Source organism: Streptomyces sp. (genome assembly GCF_035645055.1).
Classification (GTDB): Bacteria; Actinomycetota; Actinomycetes; order Streptomycetales; family Streptomycetaceae; genus Streptomyces.
The window spans coordinates 1-21,351 of sequence record NZ_DASQNH010000056.1; the positions used below are offsets into that span (position 1 = coordinate 1).

Annotated in this window: 20 protein-coding genes and 1 tRNA gene; 11 read left to right on the plus strand and 10 right to left on the minus strand. The window is 73.0% G+C overall.

The window, feature by feature from the left end:
• Positions 1-1,560, minus strand: a 1,560-nt coding sequence (cdgB, locus tag VE614_RS18750; protein ID WP_324937988.1) for a diguanylate cyclase CdgB, incomplete at its 3' end; no start/stop codon positions are given.
• Between the two features lie 358 nt (positions 1,561-1,918).
• On the opposite strand from cdgB, the gene VE614_RS18755 reads away from it, so the two are divergent.
• A complete protein-coding gene (locus VE614_RS18755; protein WP_414719603.1) occupies positions 1,919-2,524 on the plus strand; it encodes a flavin reductase family protein in 606 nt (201 codons plus the stop codon).
• A gap of 123 nt (positions 2,525-2,647) precedes the next feature.
• Entirely contained in the window at positions 2,648-3,106 is a 459-nt protein-coding gene (locus VE614_RS18760) for a GNAT family N-acetyltransferase (protein ID WP_324937990.1), read from the plus strand.
• A gap of 11 nt (positions 3,107-3,117) precedes the next feature.
• Here VE614_RS18760 and VE614_RS18765 read toward each other — a convergent pair whose 3' ends face one another.
• Together VE614_RS18765 and arfB are read right to left on the minus strand one after the other, a co-directional pair.
• Positions 3,118-3,960 (minus strand): sigma-70 family RNA polymerase sigma factor, encoded by an 843-nt coding sequence (locus tag VE614_RS18765; RefSeq protein ID WP_324937992.1) that lies wholly within the window; start codon positions 3,958-3,960, stop codon positions 3,118-3,120.
• Between the two features lie 105 nt (positions 3,961-4,065).
• On the minus strand, positions 4,066-4,503 hold the full coding sequence (arfB, locus tag VE614_RS18770) for an alternative ribosome rescue aminoacyl-tRNA hydrolase ArfB (RefSeq protein WP_324937994.1): 438 nt from the start codon (positions 4,501-4,503) through the stop codon (positions 4,066-4,068).
• Between the two features lie 158 nt (positions 4,504-4,661).
• Between arfB and VE614_RS18775 the strand changes: the two genes are divergently transcribed.
• Both VE614_RS18775 and VE614_RS18780 read left to right on the plus strand, forming a co-directional pair.
• Positions 4,662-5,237, plus strand: a complete 576-nt coding sequence (locus VE614_RS18775; protein WP_086169621.1) for a TerD family protein — start codon at positions 4,662-4,664, stop codon at positions 5,235-5,237.
• Positions 5,238-5,313: 76 nt separating this feature from the next.
• A complete protein-coding gene (locus tag VE614_RS18780; RefSeq protein ID WP_324937997.1) occupies positions 5,314-6,258 on the plus strand; it encodes a bifunctional GNAT family N-acetyltransferase/NUDIX hydrolase in 945 nt (314 codons plus the stop codon).
• Positions 6,259-6,301: 43 nt separating this feature from the next.
• Here VE614_RS18780 and VE614_RS18785 read toward each other — a convergent pair whose 3' ends face one another.
• Complete coding sequence (locus tag VE614_RS18785; protein ID WP_414719604.1) at positions 6,302-7,684, minus strand: M1 family metallopeptidase; 1,383 nt, start codon at positions 7,682-7,684, stop codon at positions 6,302-6,304.
• 81 nt (positions 7,685-7,765) lie between these two features.
• Between VE614_RS18785 and VE614_RS18790 the strand changes: the two genes are divergently transcribed.
• Positions 7,766-8,266, plus strand: a complete 501-nt coding sequence (locus tag VE614_RS18790; RefSeq protein WP_324938270.1) for a hypothetical protein — start codon at positions 7,766-7,768, stop codon at positions 8,264-8,266.
• Between the two features lie 12 nt (positions 8,267-8,278).
• Here VE614_RS18790 and VE614_RS18795 read toward each other — a convergent pair whose 3' ends face one another.
• Positions 8,279-8,944: a pentapeptide repeat-containing protein gene (locus tag VE614_RS18795; RefSeq protein ID WP_324937999.1), complete on the minus strand. Its 666-nt coding sequence runs from the start codon at positions 8,942-8,944 to the stop codon at positions 8,279-8,281.
• A gap of 124 nt (positions 8,945-9,068) precedes the next feature.
• Between VE614_RS18795 and VE614_RS18800 the strand changes: the two genes are divergently transcribed.
• Positions 9,069-10,253: an NAD(P)-binding protein gene (locus VE614_RS18800; RefSeq protein ID WP_324938001.1), complete on the plus strand. Its 1,185-nt coding sequence runs from the start codon at positions 9,069-9,071 to the stop codon at positions 10,251-10,253.
• A gap of 56 nt (positions 10,254-10,309) precedes the next feature.
• Positions 10,310-11,290: a zinc-binding dehydrogenase gene (locus VE614_RS18805; protein WP_324938003.1), complete on the plus strand. Its 981-nt coding sequence runs from the start codon at positions 10,310-10,312 to the stop codon at positions 11,288-11,290.
• A 75-nt stretch (positions 11,291-11,365) separates the two neighbouring features.
• Here VE614_RS18805 and VE614_RS18810 read toward each other — a convergent pair whose 3' ends face one another.
• Entirely contained in the window at positions 11,366-12,763 is a 1,398-nt protein-coding gene (locus VE614_RS18810; protein WP_324938005.1) for an FAD-binding oxidoreductase, read from the minus strand.
• Between the two features lie 94 nt (positions 12,764-12,857).
• Here VE614_RS18810 and VE614_RS18815 point away from each other — a divergent pair, with 94 nt between their 5' ends.
• Positions 12,858-13,751 carry an aminoglycoside phosphotransferase family protein gene (locus tag VE614_RS18815; RefSeq protein WP_414719606.1) on the plus strand — a complete coding sequence of 298 codons (894 nt, stop codon included), beginning with the start codon at positions 12,858-12,860 and terminating at the stop codon, positions 13,749-13,751.
• Between the two features lie 51 nt (positions 13,752-13,802).
• Here VE614_RS18815 and VE614_RS18820 read toward each other — a convergent pair.
• A tRNA-Thr gene (locus VE614_RS18820) sits at positions 13,803-13,876 on the minus strand.
• Positions 13,877-14,221: 345 nt separating this feature from the next.
• Here VE614_RS18820 and VE614_RS18825 point away from each other — a divergent pair.
• The 3 genes from VE614_RS18825 to VE614_RS18835 all read left to right on the plus strand — a co-directional run bounded on the left by VE614_RS18825 (position 14,222) and on the right by VE614_RS18835 (position 16,878).
• A complete protein-coding gene (locus tag VE614_RS18825; RefSeq protein WP_324938009.1) occupies positions 14,222-15,310 on the plus strand; it encodes a sn-glycerol-3-phosphate ABC transporter ATP-binding protein UgpC in 1,089 nt (362 codons plus the stop codon).
• Positions 15,311-15,530: 220 nt separating this feature from the next.
• Positions 15,531-15,986: a hypothetical protein gene (locus VE614_RS18830; RefSeq protein WP_324938011.1), complete on the plus strand. Its 456-nt coding sequence runs from the start codon at positions 15,531-15,533 to the stop codon at positions 15,984-15,986.
• 160 nt (positions 15,987-16,146) lie between these two features.
• Positions 16,147-16,878, plus strand: coding sequence for a nucleotidyltransferase family protein (locus VE614_RS18835; protein ID WP_324938013.1), 732 nt, complete (start codon positions 16,147-16,149; stop codon positions 16,876-16,878).
• Positions 16,879-16,983: 105 nt separating this feature from the next.
• Here the strand turns inward: VE614_RS18835 and VE614_RS18840 are convergent, their stop codons facing one another.
• The 3 genes from VE614_RS18840 to cysS all read right to left on the minus strand — a co-directional run bounded on the left by VE614_RS18840 (position 16,984) and on the right by cysS (position 21,315).
• The gene (locus tag VE614_RS18840) at positions 16,984-18,735 is read right to left on the minus strand and encodes a DoxX family protein (RefSeq protein ID WP_324938015.1); all 1,752 of its coding nucleotides are present in this window, start codon (positions 18,733-18,735) and stop codon (positions 16,984-16,986) included.
• Positions 18,736-18,862: 127 nt separating this feature from the next.
• Complete coding sequence (rlmB, locus tag VE614_RS18845; protein ID WP_324938016.1) at positions 18,863-19,804, minus strand: 23S rRNA (guanosine(2251)-2'-O)-methyltransferase RlmB; 942 nt, start codon at positions 19,802-19,804, stop codon at positions 18,863-18,865.
• A 110-nt stretch (positions 19,805-19,914) separates the two neighbouring features.
• Positions 19,915-21,315, minus strand: a complete 1,401-nt coding sequence (gene cysS, locus VE614_RS18850; protein WP_324938017.1) for a cysteine--tRNA ligase — start codon at positions 21,313-21,315, stop codon at positions 19,915-19,917.
• Between the last annotated feature and the right edge of the window lie 36 nt (positions 21,316-21,351).

Sequence of the window (21,351 nt, forward strand, 5' to 3'; positions counted from 1 at the left end):
GCCGATGCCGAAGCTGGCGCCCACCCGGACGGCCCGGCCCTCGGCCCGGATGGGCTGGATGATCTCGTTGCGCAGCCGCACGGCGAGGTCCTCGGCGTCGGCCCGGCCGAGGCCGTCGGCGAGGATGACGAACTCGTCGCCACCGAGCCGGGCCACGGTGTCGCCGTCGCGGACGCCGTTGCTGAGCCGGCGGGCGACCTCGATGAGCACCGCGTCGCCCGCGTTGTGCCCGAACCGGTCGTTGATCGACTTGAAGCCGTCGAGGTCGCAGAAGAGCACCGCGAGGCCCTTGGTGCCGTCGTCGCGGTCGCCCTCGGGGGCGACGGTGTGCACGTGGTGGTCGTAGACGTCGACCTCGTAGCCGTCGCCGGGCGGGAAGTCGAAGGCGTGGCCGGACTGGTCGTAGCCGTCGTAGCCGGGGTGGCCGTAGGCGGCGTCGTGGGAGTCGGCGGGGCCGGACTGGGGGCGCTGGCAGAGCCGGGCGGAGAGCCGGGAGCGCAGCTCGGCGGAGTTCGGCAGTCCGGTCAGGGAGTCGTGGGAGGCGCGGTGGGCGAGCTGGAGCTCACGGCGCTTGCGCTCCTCGATGTCCTCGACGTGGGTGAGGAGGAAACGGGGGCCGTCGGCGGCGTCGGCGACGACGGAGTTGCGCAGCGAGACCCAGACGTAGGTCCCGTCGCGACGGCCGAGCCGCAGCTCGGCCCGCCCGCCCTCGGCGGAGGTCCGCAGGAGGGTGCCTATGTCCTCGGGGTGGACGAGGTCGGAGAAGGAGTAGCGGCGCATCGCGGAGGCGGGGCGGCCGAGCAGCCGGCACAGGGCGTCGTTGGTCCGGAGGATCCGGCCGTGCTGGTCGCCGCCCATCTCGGCGATGGCCATGCCGGAGGGGGCGTACTCGAAGGCCTGCCGGAAGCTCTCCTCGCTGGCCCGCAGCGCCTGCTGCTCGCGCTCCAGGCGGACCAGGGCGCGCTGCATGTTGGCCCGCAGGCGGGCGTTGCTGATCGCGATGGCGGCCTGGAAGGCGTACATCTGGAGGGCCTCGCGGCCCCAGGCGCCGGGCCTGCGCCCGTTGCGGGGGCGGTCCACGGAGAGCACGCCGATCAGTTCGCCGGAGGCGGGGCCGCCGTGGGCGCCTGGCGCGTACATCGGCGCGAAGAGGCGGTCGGAGGGGTGCCACTCGTCCTCGAAGCGGGGGGCGGGGCCCTCGGTGTACCACTGCGGGACGTCGTCGTCGTCCAGTATCCAGCCCTCGGTGTGGGGTATGAAGACCAGGTCACCCCACTGTTCGCCCATGCTCAGGCGGCGTTCCCAGGAGGCGCGCGAGCCGACCCGGCCGGTGATCAGCGCCTCGGCGGCGGGGTTCCCGGAGAAAGCGGCCACGACCAGGTCGCCGTCGGGCCGGACGAGGTTCACGCACGCCAGCTCGTACCCGAGGGCGGTGACGACGCCGTCCGCGACGGTCTGCAGTGTGTCGGCCAGGCTGCGTGCGGTGTTCATGTCCGCCATGACCTGGTGCAGCTGTCGCAGGGACGCAAGACGGACATACGGTTCCGACTCGGTCTCCATGCTCGCCCTCCCCCCGAAACCTCGCAGCGAATCATGAGGGTTTTCTTCGGCGCAGGTCGCCTCCGGCGCCATTACAGGGTGGTCGCCCTTGTTATCCCCCGCCACTGAATCACAGCGCGCTGCCCACTCGGTACACAGGGTCAACAATTAACGCCCCTTGTGACTCAAGTCACAGTAGAACGTGAATAATTGAGTGGGCTTTCTGCGTTCTCCCCGTCCGTTCACCGAACGCACGGTTTGCGCGAATGACCGCGTTACGCACAAGTCCGCCCTGCATGATGTCCGCCTCCGGCCCTAGGACCCGCCTCGGGCCGAGGTCCGATGCGGCGCGTTCGCACCGGAGACTAGCGTTTCTGACGTGCTGAAGACTCCCCCCTCGACCCCGTCCGCCCCGTCCGCCCCGGCGGTGCCCGTTCAGCCCTCCCCCGGCGGGCATGCTGAGGGGGTGAGCAACGACGAGTTCCGGGCCGCCATGTCCCGGCTGGCCGCCGGTGTGGTCCTGGTGACCGCGGTGGAGCCGCCGCTGGACCCCGACGACCCCGCGGCGCCCGGCGGCGAGGACGTCGGCATGACCGCGACCGCCTTCATGTCCGTCTCCCTCGACCCGCCGCTGGTCCTCGTCAGCCTGCGCGAGGGCTCCCGCATGGACGACCTGCTCGCCGAGCAGCCCCGGTGGGCCGTCTCCGTGCTCGCCGAGAGCCAGCGGCACATCGCGGGCCGGTTCGCCATGAAGGGCCGCCTCAGCGACCGCCTCCTCTTCGCCGACATCCCCTACCAGCGCGGCGAGGCCTCCGGCGCGCCCCTGGTCGGCGGCGCCCTGGCCACCCTGGAGTGCCACACCGAACAGCGCGTCACGGCCGGCGACCACACCCTGGTGATCGGCCGGGTCCTCACGGCGAAGGTACCGAGCGCGGACGGGGGGCCGCTGGCGTACTTCCGGGGCCGGTACCGGCAGCTGGGCTGAACACCGCTGCCACGGCCGCCGCCGGCAGCGGTCCCGGACTTCCGGAACGCGGTGGCGGACCCCGAAACCCCCGCCGCCGAAAACCGGTGTCCGCACGGTGACCGCCTCTCCTACGGTGCCGGGATGATCACCCTCGAAAAGATCACGCCGGGCACTTTCGACGCCGCCACCGGTATCCGGGTCCGCCCCGACCAGGAACACGCCGTCTCCCCCGTGACGCAGTCCCTCGCCGAGGCGTACGTCCACCCGGACGGGGTCGCCTGGCCCCGCCTGATCACCGACGAGGGCCGCCCGGTCGGCTTCCTGATGGCGTTCCTCGACATCGACTGGCACGGCGACGGCACCGTCCACCGCTCCGGCCTGTGGCGGCTGAACATCGCCGCCGGGCAGCAGGGCAAGGGCTACGGCCGGTTCGCCGTCGGGGCCGTGGCCGCCGAGATCCGCCGCCGCGGCGGCACCGAGCTGTACGTCACCTGGCACGCCGGCCCCGACGGGCCCGAGGGGTTCTACCTGGGCCTCGGGTTCCGCACGACCGGGGAGACGAGCGGGGACCAGACGGTCGGGGTGCTCGACCTGACCTGACCCCGGGGGTGTCAGGGGTCGAGGACGAGGCCGGCCGCGGCCGGCCGTCCGGGCTCGGTGAAGAACTCGATGACGGCGATCCGGTCCCGTACGACCGTGAAGGCCAGCGCCCGCTCCGGCCGCCCCTCGACGTCCAGGACGACCACCCCGGGGAGCCCGCCGACCAGCGCGGTCCGGGCGCGGCGGGCGGCGTGGGCGAAGCTCGCGGCCCCCCGGGCCACCGCCTCGGCCCCCTCGTTGACCCAGTTCTCCGCGCGGGCCACCACGTCCGGGTCGAGCACCTTCAGCAGCCCCTCGAAGTCACCGTCCCGCGCGGCGGCCAGGAACGCGTCCACGACCGCCCGCTGCCGCCGCAGATCCACGTCCGGCACCTCCGCCCCCCGCACCCGGCGCCGGGCCCGGCTGGCGAGCTGCCGGGCCGCCGCCGGCGTACGGTCCAGGACCGTCGCGACCTCCTCGAACGGCACCGCGAACAGGTCGTGCAGCACGAACGCCAGCCGTTCGGCGGGGGAGAGGGTCTGCAGGACGACGAGCAGGGCGACGCCCACGGAGTCCGCGAGCAGGGCGTCCTGCTCGGGCCCGGCGACGGGCACGGACTGCCGGTCCGGCTCCAGGGGGTCCTCCCTGCGGGAGGCGCGGGAGCGCAGCATGTCCAGGCAGACCCGGCCCACCACGGTGGTCAGCCAGCCGCCCAGATTGCCGATCCCCCGGACCTCCGCCCGGCTCAGCCGCAACCACGCCTCCTGCACGGCGTCGTCCGCCTCGGCGAACGAGCCGAGCATGCGGTACGCGACGGCCCGCAGCTGGGGGCGGCGCGCTTCGAAACGCTCGGCGAGGAAGTCGGTGCGGCTCATGGGGCGTGGCCTCTCGTCGCGGTCGGATCACCCGGTGGGGTCGGCGTCTTCCGGATGACGGACCGCGGGGAGGAGATGTGACACGGCGACGACCGGGCCTTTGGCCTACGCCCAGTCCCGCGGGGAGCGTCCGCGCTTGGTCTCGGAGCGCTGCTTCTTCTCCCGCAGCCGGCGTTCGTTGATCCCGCGCGGGATCCGGGTCGGCCTGCGCGGCTTCGGCGGCGGCGCGCTCGCCTCGGCGAGCAGCGCGGCGAGGCGTACGGCGGCGGTCTCGCGGTTGCGCCACTGGGACCGGTGCTCGGACGCGCGCACGCTGACGACCCCGTCGACCAGCCGCCCGGCCAGCCGGTCGAGCGCCCGCCGCTTCCACACCTCGGGCAGTGCCTCGGTGCGCGCGAGGTCGAACCGCAGCTCGACCTGGGAGTCGCTGGTGTTGACGTGCTGCCCGCCGGGCCCGGACGACCGCGAGAAACGCCACATCAGCTCGGCCTCCGGGAGGGAGACGGAGCCGCGGATGACGTAGGGACCGGACATGCCGTCCATGTTCCCGTCCGTGTCCGGTCCACGTCACCCGAATATCGCGGGACATCCGGCCGTCCGGGTAAAGAAAGTAAAGGAGCTGGAACCTCGCGTACCCCCGTCGACGTTGAGGGGGTAGCTGTAGCTTTTGCCGTACGCAACGAGGGAAGGGACTCCCAACAATGGCTGTAAGCCTGTCCAAGGGTGGCAACGTCTCGCTCACCAAGGAGGCTCCGGGCCTGACCGCCGTCACCGTGGGCCTCGGCTGGGACGTCCGGACCACCACCGGCACCGACTTCGACCTCGACGCCTCCGCGATCGCGGTCAACACGCAGGGCAAGGTCTACTCGGACCAGCACTTCGTCTTCTTCAACAACAAGCAGAGCCCGGACCAGACCATCGTCCACACCGGTGACAACCTCACCGGCGAGGGCTCCGGCGACGACGAGCAGATCAACGTCAACCTGGCCGGCCTCCCGGCCGACATCGACAAGATCGTCTTCCCGGTCTCCATCTACGACGCGGAGTCCCGCTCGCAGAACTTCGGCCAGGTCCGCAACGCCTACATCCGCATCGTCAACCAGGCCGGCGGCACCGAGATCGCCCGCTACGACCTGTCGGAGGACGCTGCCACCGAGACCGCCATGGTCTTCGGCGAGCTGTACCGCAACGGCGCCGAGTGGAAGTTCCGCGCCGTCGGCCAGGGCTACGCCTCGGGCCTCGCGGGCATCGCGCAGGACTTCGGCGTGAACGTCTGAGCCACGCGCTCACCCGTCTGATCCTCGGGCTCCCCGGTCTCGTGCCGGGGGGCCCGACGGCGTTACGTTGCCGCGCATGATCCTCGAAGCCCTCACGGCCCCCCGCGACCACGCCCTCCCCGGCCCGCTGCTCGCCGAGGTGACCGCGCTCTACGCCGCCAACCGCGAGTTCCAGGCGCTCAGCGGCGACTTCCCGGACCCGGACGCCATCCGGCCGGAGCAGGTGGCGGCGGCGCTGGCGCAGGAGCTGGCGCACCCGCACACGGAGGTGCTGCTGGCACGGAGCCGGGGGCGGCTGATCGGCATGGTGATCACGCTGGCGCACCATCCCGACCCGGCCGACCCGGACCCGTGGATCGGGCTGCTGCTGGTGGACCCGGCCGTGCACCGGCAGGGCTACGGCCGTCGCCTCGCCACGGCCGTCGAGGACCGCTTCCGCGCCGCGGGCCGCGGTGCCGTGCGGCTCGCCGTCCTGGACAACAACCCCAGGGCACTGGCCTTCTGGACCTCCTGCGGCTACGAGATCGTCGGCCACCGCCGCGACCGCGCCCTGAACCGTCCCTGCGCCGTGCTGTCCAAGTCGCTGCGGGCCCCGCGCCGGGCCGCCCGGGTCGCCGTGGTGGACCCGGAGGGCGCGGTGCTGCTCTTCCGGTACGACGACGTCGAGGCCGGCGCCCACTGGGCGCTGCCCGGCGGTGGCCTGGAGCCCGGCGAGACCCCGTCCGAGGGCGCGCTGCGCGCGCTGCGCGAGGAGACCGGCTGGACGGACCTGGAGCCGGGCCCGCTGCTGTGCACCTGGGAACACGACTTCACGCACAGTGGAATCCCCGTCCGCCAGCACGAGCACGTCCACGTCACCCGCGGCCCGCGCCGCGACCCGGCCGGCCCGCGGCTCGCCGCCGCGCACGCCGCGGACGGCATCCCGACCTGGCGCTGGTGGACCCGTCCGGAACTGGCCGAGGAGGCGGAGCCGGTCCGGCCGCCGCGGCTGGCGCGCCTGCTGGACGAGTGGGAGGCCTGAGCGGACTCCCGCGCGGGATCCGGCCCTCGGCACGCGGCCGGCGTCAGGGCAGGCCGGGGCGGCCGTCACCGTACAGCCAGTCCTTCCAGACACCGGTGAAGTCATGTCCGGGCGCCTGCCGTTCGACGTACGCCGTGAAGTCCCCGGTGTCCGCGTTGCCGTGCCGGTGCTCGGCGGCCCAGCCGCGCAGCAGGCGGCGGAAGGCGGTGTCACCGACGGTCTGCCGGATCCTGTGCAGCACCATCGCGCCCCGCTCGTACACCGGGCGCCCGGAGACGGCCTCGGCGGTCGGCGGCTTGGCGGGCGGGAACGCGAACACGTCCTCGTCGGCGTACAGCGCGTCGAAGGTCCGCTCGGCGCTGTCCCCGCCGTGTTCCTCCTCCCACAGCCACTCCGCGTACGTCGCGAAGCCCTCGTTGAGCCACATGTCCCGCCAGCTCTTCGGCGTGACCGAGTTGCCGTACCACTGGTGGGCCAGCTCGTGGACGAGGAGCGGCAGGTCGGGGGCGCCGGGGAAGACCGGCCGGCTCTGGGTCTCCAGGGCGTACCCGGCGGCGTCCTCGGGGGCGATGATCGCGCCGGTGGAGGAGAACGGGTACGGGCCGAAGGCGTCCCGCGCCCAGGCCAGCACCTCGGGGAGCCGGGCCAGCACCGGACGGCTCGCGTCCGCCTGGCCGGGGTGCACGGCGCTGTGGACCGGCAGCCCGTCCGGCGTCCGGCCGTGCCGGATCTCGTAGCGGCCGATCGCGAGCGCGGCGGCGTAGCTCGGCATGGGCTCGGCGGTGCGCCAGGTGTACGTGGTCCGGCCGCCCTCCGTCCGCTCGCCCGCCGGCTCGCCGTTGGAGACGGCCGCGAGGCCCTTCGGCACGGTGACCGCGAGGTCGTAGGCCGCCTTGTCGGAGGGGTGGTGGTTGCCGGGGAACCACGCCATCGAGCCGACCGGCTCACCCAGGGCGAGCGCGCCGCCGGCGGTGGGCAGCCAGCCCTCCTCGGAGCCGTCGGGATCGGTGACGGTGACCGGGGTGCCCTCGTAGCGGACCGTGACGCGGAAGGTGGTGCCCTCACCGAGTTCGTCGGCGGGGCGGACGGTCAGCTCCTGGCCGGTGCGGTTCCAGCGGGCCGCGGTGCCGTCCACGGTGACGGAGCGGACCTCCATGCCGTCCAGGTCCAGGTTGAGGGCGGACAGGGGTTGCGTGGCACGAGCGGTGACGACCGTCCGGCCGGTGAGCCGGCGGCTGTCAGGGGTGTAGGCCAGGGTGAGGGCGTAGCGCGTGACGTCGTAGCCGCCGTTGCCCGCCTTGGGGAAGTACGGATCCCGCACCCCGGAGCCCCCGGGCGTGCCCTCCACCCCGCCGCCGCAGGCGGCCAGGGCCAGGGCGAGGGAGGCGCAGACAGCGAGGGGGACGGCGGGCACGCGACGGGACACGTCAGTGATCCTAGGGCGACGGAATCCGCAGCCGTGCGCCACCGGAATCCGGAGCCCGGAGGCCGTGACACCATCGGCTACGTGCTCGACATCGGCTACGCCCTCTCCAACCGTTTCCCGGACCCGCCCCAGACGGACTACCGCCGCGCGGACGTCCACGCCCTGCGGCACGACCTGTTCTGCGGTGACGTGTACCTCGCCGACACCGAGGCCGACCGGGAGCTGTCCACATCCTGGGGATGGGTGCCGGTGCTCGACTTCGCGTGGGCGCTGTGCGACATCGCGGAGCAGCTGGACCGCGACCCGGCCGGCTCCCGCGCCTCCCGCCCGCAACGCGCGGAACTGGACTTCACCGAGTCCACCGACCGCATGCTCTTCGAGCGCCGGTTCGGCTGGGTGGACATCGAGTCGGACTGGATGCCGGCCGAGGAGCCGCCCCTCACCTTCTCCCACGCCGAACTGCGCCGCGAGGCCCGCGACTTCCTGCACGACCTGATCGCCGACCTGTGCGACCTGCACGAGGCACTGGCGGACAACCCGGCGATCTGGACACTGCAGGCGAAGTTCCCCCGGCTGGGGTGAGCAGGGGCCGCCTCACACCACCTTCACGCCCAGCGCCGCCGCGAACACCGCCGCGAGGTCCATCAGCTGCCCCGGGCTGATCACCGCCCCCGCCAGCCGGTCCAGTCCCCCGGCGATCTCCAGGGGCTCCGCGCCGCGCAGGTCCACGTCCTTCAAGGTGGCCGCGGTGAAGTCGGCGCCCTTCAGCGCACAGCCCACGAACTCCACACGCTCCAGCCGCGCACCCCCGAAGTCGGGCTCCACCAGCACGCAGTTCTCGAAGACGACGTCTCTGAGGCGTGCCGTGCGCAGGTTGAGGAAGTCCAGCTTGCCGCCGCGGATCACCACCCGTTCCAGCACCGCCCCGTGCAGCTGCGCACCGCCCAGGCGGGGCTCCGTCACCTCCACGTCCCGCAGGGTCGCCTCCGCCAGGTCGGTGCCGACGCCCTGGACCGAACCGAGCACCGAGTCGAGGAACCGGGCGTGTCTGAGCCGGGTCTCGGTCACCGTGCAGGACGCGAGAACGCAGTCCAAGAAGCGGGCGCCACCGCCGTCCTGCCCCGTGAGGTCCGCCCCGCGGAACTCCAGGCCGTCGTAGTCCCCGTCGGGTTCCAGGCCCGCGCCGCCGTACGGCTCCACGGGCGGCAGCCTCAGCTCGGGCCGTCGCGCCGGTTTCGGGTCACTCGCGTTCCGCACCATGCCCCCATGCTGCACCGCGCCACTGACAACCACACCGGCCGGCGGAGACGCCCCCGATGTCACATTCGGGGCCGGGCGATCGGTCCTAGCGGGGAGAGACCGAACAGCGACCCCAGGGAGACCCATGCACCGCATCACCGTCATCGGCGGTGGCTTCGCCGGACTCACCGCCGCGATCACCGCCGCCGAAGCGGGCGCCAAAGTCACGCTGTACGAGGCACACCACACCCTCGGCGGACGGGCCCGCACCGCGGACGGCCCGTACCGGACGAACGAGGGCCCGCACGCGCTCTACAACGGCGGCCCGCACTGGACCTGGCTCCGGCAGCGCGACCTCATCGGCCCGCTCGCCCCGCTCCCGCCCCTGGAGGCCGCCCGGCTGCGGCTGCGGCACGACGGCGTACTGCGCCGCACCCCGCCGTTCGCCATGCTGCGACTGCTGCGCCGCAGCGCCCGGCAGGCCCCGGTCGACATCGACTTCCTGACCTGGGCGACCGAGCAGGCCGGCGAGGAAGGCGCCCGCGCGGCCGCGCACTACTCCGCCGTCGCGCTGTTCCACCACGACCCCGGCTCGCTCTCCGCGGCGTTCGTACAGGAGCGGCTGCGCCGGGCCACCAAGCTGCCCCCCGAGGCGCGCTACCCGCGCGGAGGCTGGGCCGGCGTCATCGACCGGATGGCCGGGCGCGCCTGGAACCTGGGCGTGCGCATCGAGACCCTGTCCCGCGTGGACAGCCTGCCCACCGACACGCCCGTCGTCGTCGCGACCTCCCTCGACGCGGCCCGCCGGCTGCTCCGGGACGACTCGCTGACCTGGCCGAGCGGCCGCACGGCCCTGATCGACCTGGCGGTGCGCACCCGCCGCGGCGACGCGTTCGCCGTCTCCGACCTGGACACGCCCGGCTGGATCGAGCGGTTCACCGCGCAGGACCGCACGCTCGCCCCGGCGGGCGAACAGCTGATCCAGGGGCAGATCCCGATCGGCCCGGGCGAGTCCCGCGCGGACGGCGCCGCACGCGCCGAGCAACTGCTCGACCTGGCCTTCGACGGCTGGCGCGAGCGGGTCACCTGGCGGCGCGAGGCGGTCGCCAACGGCCGTACCGGCGCCGTCGACCTGCCCGGCACGACCTGGCGGGACCGCCCGGCCGTGGACCGCGGCGACGGGGTCTACCTGGCGGGGGATCAGGTGGCCGCGCCGGGCGTGCTGTCGGAGGTGTCCTTCACCAGCGCGCTCACGGCGGTGTCACTGGCGCTGGAGGGTGTCCGCACCGGCCGGCGCGGATCACCGCCGCTTGACCTCAAGCATGCTTGAGGCTGCACCGTGGTGCCCGTAACCGACCGGCCCGCCACAGCCTCCGGGGGAGTCCCATGCACGCCATCCGTCTCCACGCCTTCGGCCCCGCCGAGAACCTCACCTACGAGGAGGTCGCCGACCCCACGCCCGGCCCGGGCCAGGTGCGGATCGAGGTCGCCGCCGCCGGCGTCCACCTCCTCGACACCGCGGTCCGCGAGGGCATGCGGGGCCCGCTGCCCGAGCTGCCCGCCCTGCCCACCATCCCGGGCCGCGAGGTCGCCGGAGTCGTCGGCGCGCTCGGCGAGGGCACCGACGAGGCATGGCTCGGCAAGCGGGTCGTCGCCCACCTGGGCTTCGCCCCCGGCGGCTACGCCGAACGGGCCGTCACCGACGCCGAACGCCTGCACGAGATACCGGAGAACCTGGACTTCGCCCAGGCCGTCGCCATGATCGGGACCGGCCGTACCACCATGGGCATCGTCCAGTTCGCCGAACCGGGCCCCACCGACGTGGTGGTGATCCCCGCCGCAGCCGGCGGCATCGGCACCCTGCTCGTGCAGTACGCCAAGAACGCCGGAGCCACCGTCGTCGGCCTGGCCGGCGGCCCCGGGAAGACCGCCCGCGTACAGGCGAACGGCGCCGACCTCGCCGTCGACTACACGGACCCCGGCTGGCCCGAGAAGGCGCGCGCCTGGCTGGGCGGCCGGACGGCCACCATCGTCTTCGACGGCGTCGGCGGAGACACCGCCCGCGCCTGCGTCGACCTGCTCGGCCCCGGCGGCAAGCACATCGTCTTCGGCTGGTCCGGGGAAGGCCTGCACAACGGAACCCCGTACGTCGTCGAAGGAGTCACCGAGCAGGTCCTCGGCCCCGTGATGATGCGCAAGGCGGGCGGGCCCGACCCGGTCCGCACCCTGGAGCTGCGCGCCCTCGCCGAGGCCGCCGCCGGCCGGCTCGTCCCCGCCGTGCACCGCTTCCCCCTCGCCGAGGCGGCCACCGCCCACCACGCCCTGGAGACCAGGGGAACGACCGGAAAGGTCGTCCTGGAACCCTGACCCGGCCCGCCGGGCGGACGGGCGGGTGGACGGGCGGACGGGCGGGCCGGGCGGGCGGACGGGCGGCCCGGCCCCTCAGTGCCGCCCCGCCACCCGGTCCGCCCAGCGCGCCAGCCGCGACGACTCCGCGCGGTGCGTCACGGTCTCCCGCCGGTCCGCCGTGCGGTACGTGGCGTACATGCCGTGCACCCCCAGCCAGCGCAGCGGCTCCGGCTCCCACCTGCGTACCTTGTGCCCGACCCACGGCAGCTCGGTCAGCTCGGTCCGGCCGCCCTGCCCCGAGTCCAGCTGGACCAGGTCCCGCAGGGTACGGCCGGCCAGGTTCGCGGTGGCGACACCGGATCCGACGTAGCCGCCCGCCCAGCCCAGACCCGTCGACCGGTCCAGGGTGACGGTGGCACACCAGTCGCGCGGCACGCCCAGCACGCCCGACCAGGCGTGCTCGATCCGCACCCCGGCGAGCTGTGGAAAGAACGCGACCAGAATGTCGCGCAGCGCCTGAACGGTCCCCGCCTGCGTACGCCCGTCGTTGTCCGTCCGCGACCCGAAGCGGTACGGCACCCCGCGCCCGCCGAGCGCGATCCGGCCGTCGGCGGTGCGCTGGGCGTACATGTACGCGTGCGCCATGTCCCCCAGCGTCTCCCGGCCGTCCCAGCCGATCGCCGCCCACTGCTCATCGGTCAGTGGCTCGGTCGCGACCATCGACGAGTTCATCGGCAGCCAGGTCCGTCGCTGCCCCTTGAGCGAGGCGGTGAAACCCTCCGTGCAACGCAGCACATACGGCGCGCGGACGGTGCCGTACGGCGTCACCGCGTGCTTCGGCCGGATCTCCGTCACCGGCGTCGACTCGTGGATGACCACACCCAACGCCTCCACCGCCGCCGCGAGTCCCTTGACGAGCTTCACCGGGTGCACCCGCGCCCCGTGCGGCGTCCACGACGAGCCGACCGCGTCCGCGACCCGGATCCGCCGCGCCGTCTCCTGCGCGCCGAACAGCTCCCGGTCCTGCTCACCGAACGCGACCTCCGCCGCGTGGAAGGCCCTCAGCCGGGCCAGCTGCGCCGGCGTACGCGCCACCTCCAGCACCCCGCCCTTGTGCAGATCCGCGTCGATGTCCTCGGCCCGCGCGACCCGGATCACCTCGTCCACCGTGTCGTTCATGGCCCGCTGAAGACGCACGGCGGCCTCCTGACCGCGCAGCTTCGCGTACCGGTCCCGCCCCGCGATGCCGTTGTACAACCACCCGCCGTTACGCCCGGAGGCCCCGTAACCGCAGAACTTCTGCTCCAGCACGACGATCCGCAGGAACGGAGCCGCCTTCTTCAGGTAGTACGCCGTCCACAGCCCCGTGTAACCACCGCCGACGATCACCACGTCCGCGGACGCGTCCCCGTCGAGCGGCCGCCGCGTCACCGGATAGCCGTCCGCCGCGTACCAGAAAGAGACCCCACCGTTCACGACACCGCTGCTCATGGCCCCGGACGTTAACCCGCACGGACGGCCGGTGTCTCCTTCGGATCCCGTCGGAAAAACCCAATGAGGCCCTCCACACGCGCGCGTACGCTCGATTCCCGTGATCCACGTCCCGGAAGAACTGGCCGCCTCCCAAGCGAAGTTCAACGGCGAGGCAGGCCGCGCCTTCATCGCCCGGCTGCCGGAACTGGCCGCCGCGTTCCTGGAACACTGGCACCTGCGCCTGGACGGACCGTCGATGTACGGCTGGTGCGCCCTCGTCCTGCCCGTGCTCCGCGCGGACGGCACCCCCGCCGTCCTCAAACTCCAGCTCCTCGACGAGGAGAGCGAAGGCGAACCCGTCGCCCTGCGCGCCTGGAACGGCGACGGAGCGGTCCGGCTCCTCGACCACGACCCGGACACCGGCACCATGCTCCTGGAACGCCTCGACCCGGCCCGCGCGCTCTCCCACGTCCCCGACAGCCGCGCGGCGGTCCAGGACATCGCCCGACTGCTCGCCCACCTCACCGCACGGCCCGCCCCGCCGGAACTGCGCCGCCTCGGCGACATCGCCCACGCCATGCTGGACCAGACCCCATGGGCCCTGGAGCGGATCCCCGACCCCGAGGCACGGCACCTGATCGCCGACTGCGCGGCGGCCGTCCGGGAAGTCGCCGACGAACCCGGCGACCGCCTCCTGCACTGGGACCTGCACTACGACAACGTCCTCGCCGCCGACCGCGCCGACTGGCTGGCCATCGACCCCAAGCCGCTCGCCGGCGACCCCGCCTTCGACCTCCTCCCGGCGATCGACAACCGCTTCGACCCCGCCGAGATCCACTGGCGCTTCGAGGCCATGACCGACATCCTCGCCCTGGACCGCGCCCGCGCCCGCGCCTGGACCCTCGGCCGCGTCCTGCAGAACTCCCTGTGGGAGATCGAGGACGGCCGCCCCCTGGAGGCGGAACAACTGGAGATCGCGCGGCGGCTGCGGGAGCGGGCGCGCTAGCGCCACCTACGCGAAAGCCCAGGTCGGAAGTGCTCCGACCTGGGCTCATCGAGCCTCCTGTCGGGTTCGAACCGACGACCTATCGCTTACAAGGCGATCGCTCTGACCAGCTGAGCTAAGGAGGCACAACAGCGGATCCACTCTACACAGCGCCCCTTTCCCCGAGCCACGAAGTTCCGCACTCCCCACGAGCCGAAATCGACGCGTGACCACCGGTCGGGCGCAGCTCGCCAGGGCCGTGCGCGGCCGGCCGTGGACGGTGGAGCAGGAAGCAGAGAGGCAAAGGCCGAAAAGGGCCGCGCTCTGCTCCATCGAAAGTTTCCGCGAAGTTCACAGCCCTCCGGCTACTGACAGACCAGGTGAACGGCAGGTACCGTCTCGACCCAGTTCACACGGGTGGACTAGACCCACCACCTTCCTACAACGGATCGTCCGGCACGTTCCTGCCGGTAGAAGGGGGCCCATTCACCATGGCCACTGTCACGTTCGACAAGGCGACCCGGATCTACCCGGGTTCCACCAAGCCCGCCGTCGACGCCCTCGACATCGAGATCGCGGACGGCGAGTTCCTCGTCCTGGTCGGCCCGTCCGGCTGCGGCAAGTCCACCTCCCTGCGCATGCTGGCCGGCCTGGAGGACGTCAACGGCGGCGCGATCCGCATCGGTGACCGCGACGTCACCCACCTGCCGCCCAAGGACCGGGACATCGCCATGGTGTTCCAGAACTACGCGCTCTACCCGCACATGACGGTCGCCGACAACATGGGCTTCGCGCTCAAGATCGCGGGCGTCAACAAGGCGGAGATCCGGCAGAAGGTCGAGGAGGCCGCGAAGATCCTCGACCTCACGGAGTACCTGGACCGCAAGCCGAAGGCGCTTTCCGGCGGTCAGCGCCAGCGTGTCGCCATGGGCCGCGCCATCGTGCGTGAGCCGCAGGTCTTCCTCATGGACGAGCCGCTGTCGAACCTCGACGCCAAGCTCCGCGTGTCGACCCGTACGCAGATCGCGTCCCTGCAGCGCCGCCTCGGCATCACCACCGTCTACGTCACCCACGACCAGGTCGAGGCCCTGACGATGGGCGACCGCGTGGCGGTCCTCAAGGACGGCCTGCTCCAGCAGGTCGACACCCCGCGCAACATGTACGACAGGCCCGCGAACCTCTTCGTCGCCGGCTTCATCGGCTCCCCGGCCATGAACCTGGTCGAGGTCCCGGTCACCGACGGCGGAGTGAAGTTCGGCAACTCGGTGGTGCCGGTGCAGCGCGACGCGCTCTCCGCCACCAGCGACAAGACCGTCACGGTGGGCGTCCGCCCCGAGCACTTCGACGTGGCCGGTCCGGACGCCGACCTGGGTGTCGCGGTCACCGTCAACGTCGTGGAGGAGCTGGGCTCCGACGCGTTCGTCTACGGCACCGCCAGCGTCGGCGGCGAGACCAAGGACCTCGTCGTCCGGGTCGGCGGCCGTGAGGTCCCGGAGAAGGGCAGCACGCTGCACGTCGTCCCGCGGGCCGGTGAGACGCACGTCTTCTCCACGTCGACCGGTGCGCGCCTGTCCGACTGAGCGGCAGACCGAGCAGCACAACCCCGGGCAATTCACCCATGTTGACGAAGAGGGCCCCGCAGACCGCTGCGGGGCCCTTCCCGTTGTCGACAAATACCCCGGCACACCCGCACATTTCGAGCAGTGTGCGTCAACACGTCACCCGTGGATCGGCACCTCTCGTCCCCCGAACCGGTGACCAAATGTCGCCAAATCATTACCGCGCGCTACTCTCACGAGCGTGAAGCACTCCACCACCCCTCAGACGCGACGCGGCCGGGGCCCCGCCCGCCGGATCGGCCGCTCCCTCGCCCTCGTCCTGCCCGTCGTCCTGGTGCTCTCCGGGACCCTCGCGGTGACTCACGTCAACTGGTCGGGGAACTCCGAGAGCTCGGTGCTCGCCGCCTCGGACGTCTCGGCCGCTCACGCCTCCACGCGCGGGGCCCGCAAGGCCGCCCACGAGGTGCTGCGCGACCAGCTCCTGACCGAGCTCCAGCGGGAGGACCCGGGCGTCGCCCTCACCCACCTCCAGGAGGCCGTGGACGAGCGTCCCTCGCTCGCCCGGCACTGCGTTTCCATCGCCCGCGCCCTCGGCCGCGCCGCGGTCGTCGCGTACGGCCCGACGCGTGCCCAGTCCTACGCCCGCCCGGTCTGCGACACGTCCTTCGCCTCGGGCGTCCTGGCGGCGCGCGGCTGACTCCCTCTCCGCCCCTGGGGAGGTGCAGCCGACCCGGGGGCGCGGAGCCGTATCGACAGGCGGCTCCGCCGTGGGGGCCGCACACCACGTCCGGCCGGTACCCGCCGACGCGCGGCATCCCTCGAGCCGGTGTGCGCCCGGCGGCACGTACAGTTCGGGCATGACTGATCCGAACGCCGCGACCCGCCCCACCCAGGCGGTCATCCTGGCCGGCGGCCAGGGCTCCCGGCTGCGCCCCTATACCGACGACCGGCCCAAGCCGATGGTCGAGATCCCCGGGACGGGGACGCCGATCATCGGTCATCAGCTTGCCTGGCTCGCGGAAGAGGGCGTGACCGATGTGGTGGTCAGCTGCGGCCATCTCGCCGAGGTCCTCAAGGAGTGGCTGGACTCGGCCGACCTCCCGGTGTCCGTGAGCACCGTCGTGGAGAAGGAGCCGCTCGGCCGCGGTGGCGGCCTGCGGTTCGCCGCCGCCCACCTCCCCCATCCGGACCGCCCCTGGTACGCCACCAACGGCGACATCTGGACCCGCTTCTCACTGCGGGAGATGGCCGACTTCCACACCGAGCGGGACGCCGTGGCGACGCTGGCGCTGGCCCGTCCGCGCATCCCGTGGGGCGCCGTCCGCACCGACGGCTTCGGCCGCATCACGGACTTCATCGAGTCCCCGCCGTCCACGTTCGAGATCAACGCGGGCGTCTACGTCTTCTCCCCCGGGTTCGCCGCCATGCTCCCCGCGCGGGGCGACCACGAGCGCACCACCTTCCCGCACCTGGCCCGGGAGCGCCGCCTGGCCGGCTTCCCGATCCCGCACGGCGCGTACTGGCGGGCCATCGACACGGCGAAGGACCTGACGGAGGCGGCGAAGGAGCTGGCGGCCCTGGGCCGCTGAGACACCCCTCGGCCGGCTCTGGAAGGACACAGAAGAACGGGGCCCCGCGCACCTCGCGCGGGGCCCCGTTCGCCGTACAGCCGTCGTACGGGACGTCGCGGGCCGTTACCCGAGCAGGCCGCCCACCAGACCGGGCTGGCCGCCGGACGAGTTCTCGCCGCTGCCGCCGCCGCTGCCGCCGCCGCCGCTGCCGCTGCCGCCGCTGCCGTCCGGCGCGCCCGTGCCGCCGCCGGTGGCGGTGCCGCCGCCGCTGGAGGTCGGCCCGGCCGTGGTGCTCGGCGCCTGCTGCTCCGGGGAGGACTGCTGCGGCGGCGCCTGGCCCGCCGTGCCCTGTGTCTGGCTGGGCGCCCCGGTGGTGGCGCCCTGGGTGGCGCCCGGCGTGGTCGCGGCCCCCGCGGTGGGCGCGGCCGAGGTGGCGCCCTGGGTGGGCGAGGAGGCGGTGGCGGACGGGCTGGTGTCGGCCCGCCGCTCGCCGGGTTCCTGTGGCAGCGGGGAGCCGGGCAGCTCGTTGCGCGGCGGCTCGCCGGGGCCGGGCACGACCACCCGGTCGGCGTCCCGGACGGCGCCGCCGAGGAGCGAGCCGGCCAGCAGGGTGAGGCCGACGATGACGGCGGTGACGAGGGCGCCGCGGCGCAGCACGTACCACCGCAGGTCCCAGATGTCGGCGCGCGGGCCGAGCCGGCGCCAGGCGAGGCCCGCGAGCCGCCCGTCGACGGAGTAGACCGGCGCGCCGGCGATGATCAGCGGCGACCAGGCGGCGAGGTAGATGATGTCGGGTGCGTCGTAGGCGGGGACGCTCTTCCAGCTGACGGTGACGAGCAGCGCCGCCGAGAGCAGCGCGCCGCCGACGGCGGCGACCCGCTGCCAGCAGCCGAAGACGGACAGCACGCCCACGAGGACCTGGGCGAAGGCGATGACCAGCCCGGAGCCGACGGGGTGCTCCAGGGCGAACTGGCGCAGCGGTTCGGCGACTTCCCAGGGGTGCAGGGTGTTGAGCCACTTGACCATGGAGCCGCGTTTGCCACCGTCGAAGTAGACGGGGTCGCAGAGCTTGCCCATGCCGGCGTAGATGGAGATGAAGCCGAGGAAGATGCGCAGCGGGAGCAGCACGACCCCGAGGTTCATCCGCCGGCCGGGGAAGTAGGCGTGCCGCGCGGGGTCGTCGCCGTGCCGCCGGGAGCGGGCCTCGGAGTCGGCCGTCCCGGGCTCGGTGTCGGTGTCGGTGTCGGTGTCGTAGCGCTCGTCGTCGTAGACGGGCCGGTCGTGCGCGCCCTCGCCGGATCGCATGTGCGGCAGCAGCCGGGTGCCGTCGCCGGGGGTGCGCTGGGCGCCGACGACGGGGGTCTCGACGGTCTGGTCGAGGTCGTCGTAGCCGTCGTATCCGTCGCCGTGATAGCGGTCGCCGTCGTAGCCGTTCCCACCGTGGCCGCCGGTGCCGGGTCCGACGCGCGGGATGACCTGGGTGGCTCCGTCGTCGGCGGCCGAGGCTTCCTCGGCGTGCTGGACGCCCGCACCGCGCACGGCCTGGAGCAGGCGGTGGGCGCCGGTGTCGTCGGGGGCGGACCTGCCGCTCCAGACCACCGGGCGACGGCGGGCGCCGGCCGGGGCGGCTCTGCCCGCAGCCGTACTCGCGGCGGGGATGCGGGCGGTGTCCTCGGCGGCGCTCAAGTGCCGCGCGACCCGCGGCGATTGCGCACGTCGCGAGGAGGCGCCCAGCTGCACGCGGAAGCTCGCGTGATTGACGATGACCTGCGCCGGATCGCTCGGCACCTTCACCATGCTCAGCGCGGGAGCGTCGTCGAATCCCGACGAACGGTCCCCCGTGGGTGTGCGGGGTGTTCTGGTGTCCACGCTCATCTAACCGAGTGGCGTGTGGTTAGGACACTGCTTTGACCCGCCGGATCTGTCCGGACCGCGTCAAGCTTGTCCGGACAGCCCCGATTGCCCCGCACGGGTGACTAAGACGCACACCCGTTCACGTCGGTCACGCGCGTCGGCGCGCCGTCTCGTACAGCACGACGCCCGCCGCCACACCGGCGTTCAGCGACTCGGCGCCACCGGGCATCGGGATCCGCACCCGGACGTCGCAGGTCTCACCGACCAGCCGGGACAGGCCCTTGCCCTCGCTGCCGACCACGATCACGACCGGGCCCTCCAGCGCCTGGAGCTCGCCCAGTTCGACCTCGCCGTCCGCGGCGAGCCCGACGATCACGACACCGGCCTTCTTGTACTGCTCCAGCGCGCGGGTCAGGTTGGTGGCCCGGGCGACCGGCGTACGGGCCGCCGCACCGGCGGAGGTCTTCCAGGCGCCCGCGGTCATGCCGGCCGCGCGGCGCTCGGGGACGACCACGCCGTGCCCGCCGAACGCGGAGACGGACCGCACCACGGCGCCCAGGTTGCGCGGGTCGGTCACCCCGTCCAGGGCGACGATCAGCGCGTCCTCGCCCTCCTCGGCGGCGGCGTCGAGGAGGTCCTCGGGGTGCGCGTACTCGTACGGCGGCACCTGGAGGACCAGGCCCTGGTGGTTGAGCCCGTTGGTCATCCGGTCCAGCTCGGGCCGGGGCGCCTCCATGAGGTTGATGCCGCCGCGCTCGGCGGCGAGCTGAAGCGCCTCACGGACCCGCTCGTCGTTGTCGATGAACTGCTGGACGTAGAGCGTGGAGGCGGGCACGCCCTCGCGCAGCGCCTCGACGACCGGGTTGCGTCCGACGACCAGCTCGGAGGCGGACTTGCCGCCCCGGCCGCGCGGCGCGGGCCGGCGGGCGGCCTGCTTCGACTTGGCGGTGGCGAGGCGGTTCTTCTTGTGCCCCTTGCGCATCTCGGCCGGGGGCGTCGGTCCCTTGCCCTCCAGGCCCCGGCGCCGCTGGCCGCCACTGCCGACCTGCGCGCCCTTCTTGCCGGACATGCGACGGTTGTTCGCGGCCATGACCTACCTGTCTCTGTGTCTTCCAGCCCCGAAATCCTCGGGGGCTGCGTACGTACGTCTATGCAGTGTGCCGCCCGGAGGCCCGGGCGGCACAGTCGATCAAGCGGGCCTCAGGAGGAGCCGAGGCTCCACCGCGGTCCCTGCGGGCTGTCCTCGATGACCAGCCCGGACTGCTTGAGCTGGTCGCGGATGGCGTCGGCGGTCGCCCAGTCCTTGCGGGCCCGGGCCGACTCGCGCTGGTCCAGCACCAGGCGGACGAGGCTGTCGACCACGCTGTGCAGGTCCTCGCTTCGCTCGCTCTCGCCGGCCCACCGCGCGTCCAGCGGGTCGAGGCCGAGCACCCCGAGCATCGCCCGCACCTCGGCGAGCCGGGCCACCGCGGCGTCCTTGTCGTCGGCGGCCAAGGCGGAGTTGCCCTGCCGGACCGTCGTGTGCACCACGGCGAGCGCCTGCGGCACGCCCAGGTCGTCGTCCATCGCCTCGGCGAAGGCGGGCGGCACCTCGGCCGACGGCTCCACCGGGCCGCCGGACAGCTCGACCACGCGCTGCATGAAGCCCTCGATCCGCGTGAACGCGGCCTCGGCCTCCCGCAGCGCCTCCTCGCTGTACTCGATCATCGAACGGTAGTGCGGGGTGCCCAGGTAGTACCGCAGCACGATGGGGCGCCACTTCCTGACCATCTCGGAGACCAGCACCGAGTTGCCGAGCGACTTGGACATCTTCTCGCCGCTCATGGTGACCCAGGCGTTGTGCACCCAGTACCGGGCGAACTCGTCGCCGTAGGCCTTGGCCTGGGCGATCTCGTTCTCGTGGTGCGGAAAGATCAGGTCGAGTCCGCCGCCGTGGATGTCGAAGGCGCTGCCCAGGTACTTGTGCGCCATCGCGGAGCACTCCAGGTGCCAGCCCGGACGCCCCGGTCCCCACGGCGTCTCCCAGGTCGGCTCGCCCGGCTTGGCCGCCTTCCACAGGGCGAAGTCCCGCGGGTCCCGCTTGCCGGTCTCGCCGTCGCCGGAGGGCTGGAGCAGGTTCTCCAGCTCCTGGTTGGACAGCTGGAGGTAGCCGGGGAAGGACCTCACGTCGAAGTAGACGTTGCCGTCGGCCTCGTAGGCGTGCCCGCGCTCGATGAGTCCGCGCATCATCTCGACCATCTCGGTCATGTGCCCGGTGGCGCGCGGCTCGTAGGTGGGCGGCAGGCAGCCGAGCGCGCGGTAACCGTCGTCGAAGGCGCGCTCGTTCTCGTACCCGATCGCCCACCAGGGGCGGCTCTGGTCGGCGGCCTTGGCGATGATCTTGTCGTCGATGTCGGTGACGTTGCGGATGAACGTGACCTCGTAGCCGCGGTACGCGAACCAGCGGCGCATGATGTCGAAGTTCAGCCCCGAGCGGATGTGCCCGATGTGCGGCGCGGCCTGCACGGTGGCGCCACAGAGGTAGATCGAGACACAGCCCGGCTGGAGCGGGGTGAAGTCACGGATCTGCCGGGCGCTGGTGTCGTACAGGCGAATAGTCACCACTCCAGGGTAGTGGTCGCGGCGGACTGCCTTCGA

Coding starts and splice junctions, on each gene's coding strand:
- VE614_RS18760 (WP_324937990.1), top strand. CDS start 2,648: ATGATCACCCTCGAAAAGATCACGCCGGGCACTTTCGACGCCGCCACC.
- VE614_RS18765 (WP_324937992.1), bottom strand. CDS start 3,960: ATGAGCCGCACCGACTTCCTCGCCGAGCGTTTCGAAGCGCGCCGCCCC.
- arfB (WP_324937994.1), bottom strand. CDS start 4,503: ATGGACGGCATGTCCGGTCCCTACGTCATCCGCGGCTCCGTCTCCCTC.
- VE614_RS18775 (WP_086169621.1), top strand. CDS start 4,662: ATGGCTGTAAGCCTGTCCAAGGGTGGCAACGTCTCGCTCACCAAGGAG.
- VE614_RS18780 (WP_324937997.1), top strand. CDS start 5,314: ATGATCCTCGAAGCCCTCACGGCCCCCCGCGACCACGCCCTCCCCGGC.
- VE614_RS18795 (WP_324937999.1), bottom strand. CDS start 8,944: ATGGTGCGGAACGCGAGTGACCCGAAACCGGCGCGACGGCCCGAGCTG.
- VE614_RS18800 (WP_324938001.1), top strand. CDS start 9,069: ATGCACCGCATCACCGTCATCGGCGGTGGCTTCGCCGGACTCACCGCC.
- VE614_RS18805 (WP_324938003.1), top strand. CDS start 10,310: ATGCACGCCATCCGTCTCCACGCCTTCGGCCCCGCCGAGAACCTCACC.
- VE614_RS18810 (WP_324938005.1), bottom strand. CDS start 12,763: ATGAGCAGCGGTGTCGTGAACGGTGGGGTCTCTTTCTGGTACGCGGCG.
- VE614_RS18825 (WP_324938009.1), top strand. CDS start 14,222: ATGGCCACTGTCACGTTCGACAAGGCGACCCGGATCTACCCGGGTTCC.
- VE614_RS18835 (WP_324938013.1), top strand. CDS start 16,147: ATGACTGATCCGAACGCCGCGACCCGCCCCACCCAGGCGGTCATCCTG.
- VE614_RS18840 (WP_324938015.1), bottom strand. CDS start 18,735: ATGAGCGTGGACACCAGAACACCCCGCACACCCACGGGGGACCGTTCG.
- rlmB (WP_324938016.1), bottom strand. CDS start 19,804: ATGGCCGCGAACAACCGTCGCATGTCCGGCAAGAAGGGCGCGCAGGTC.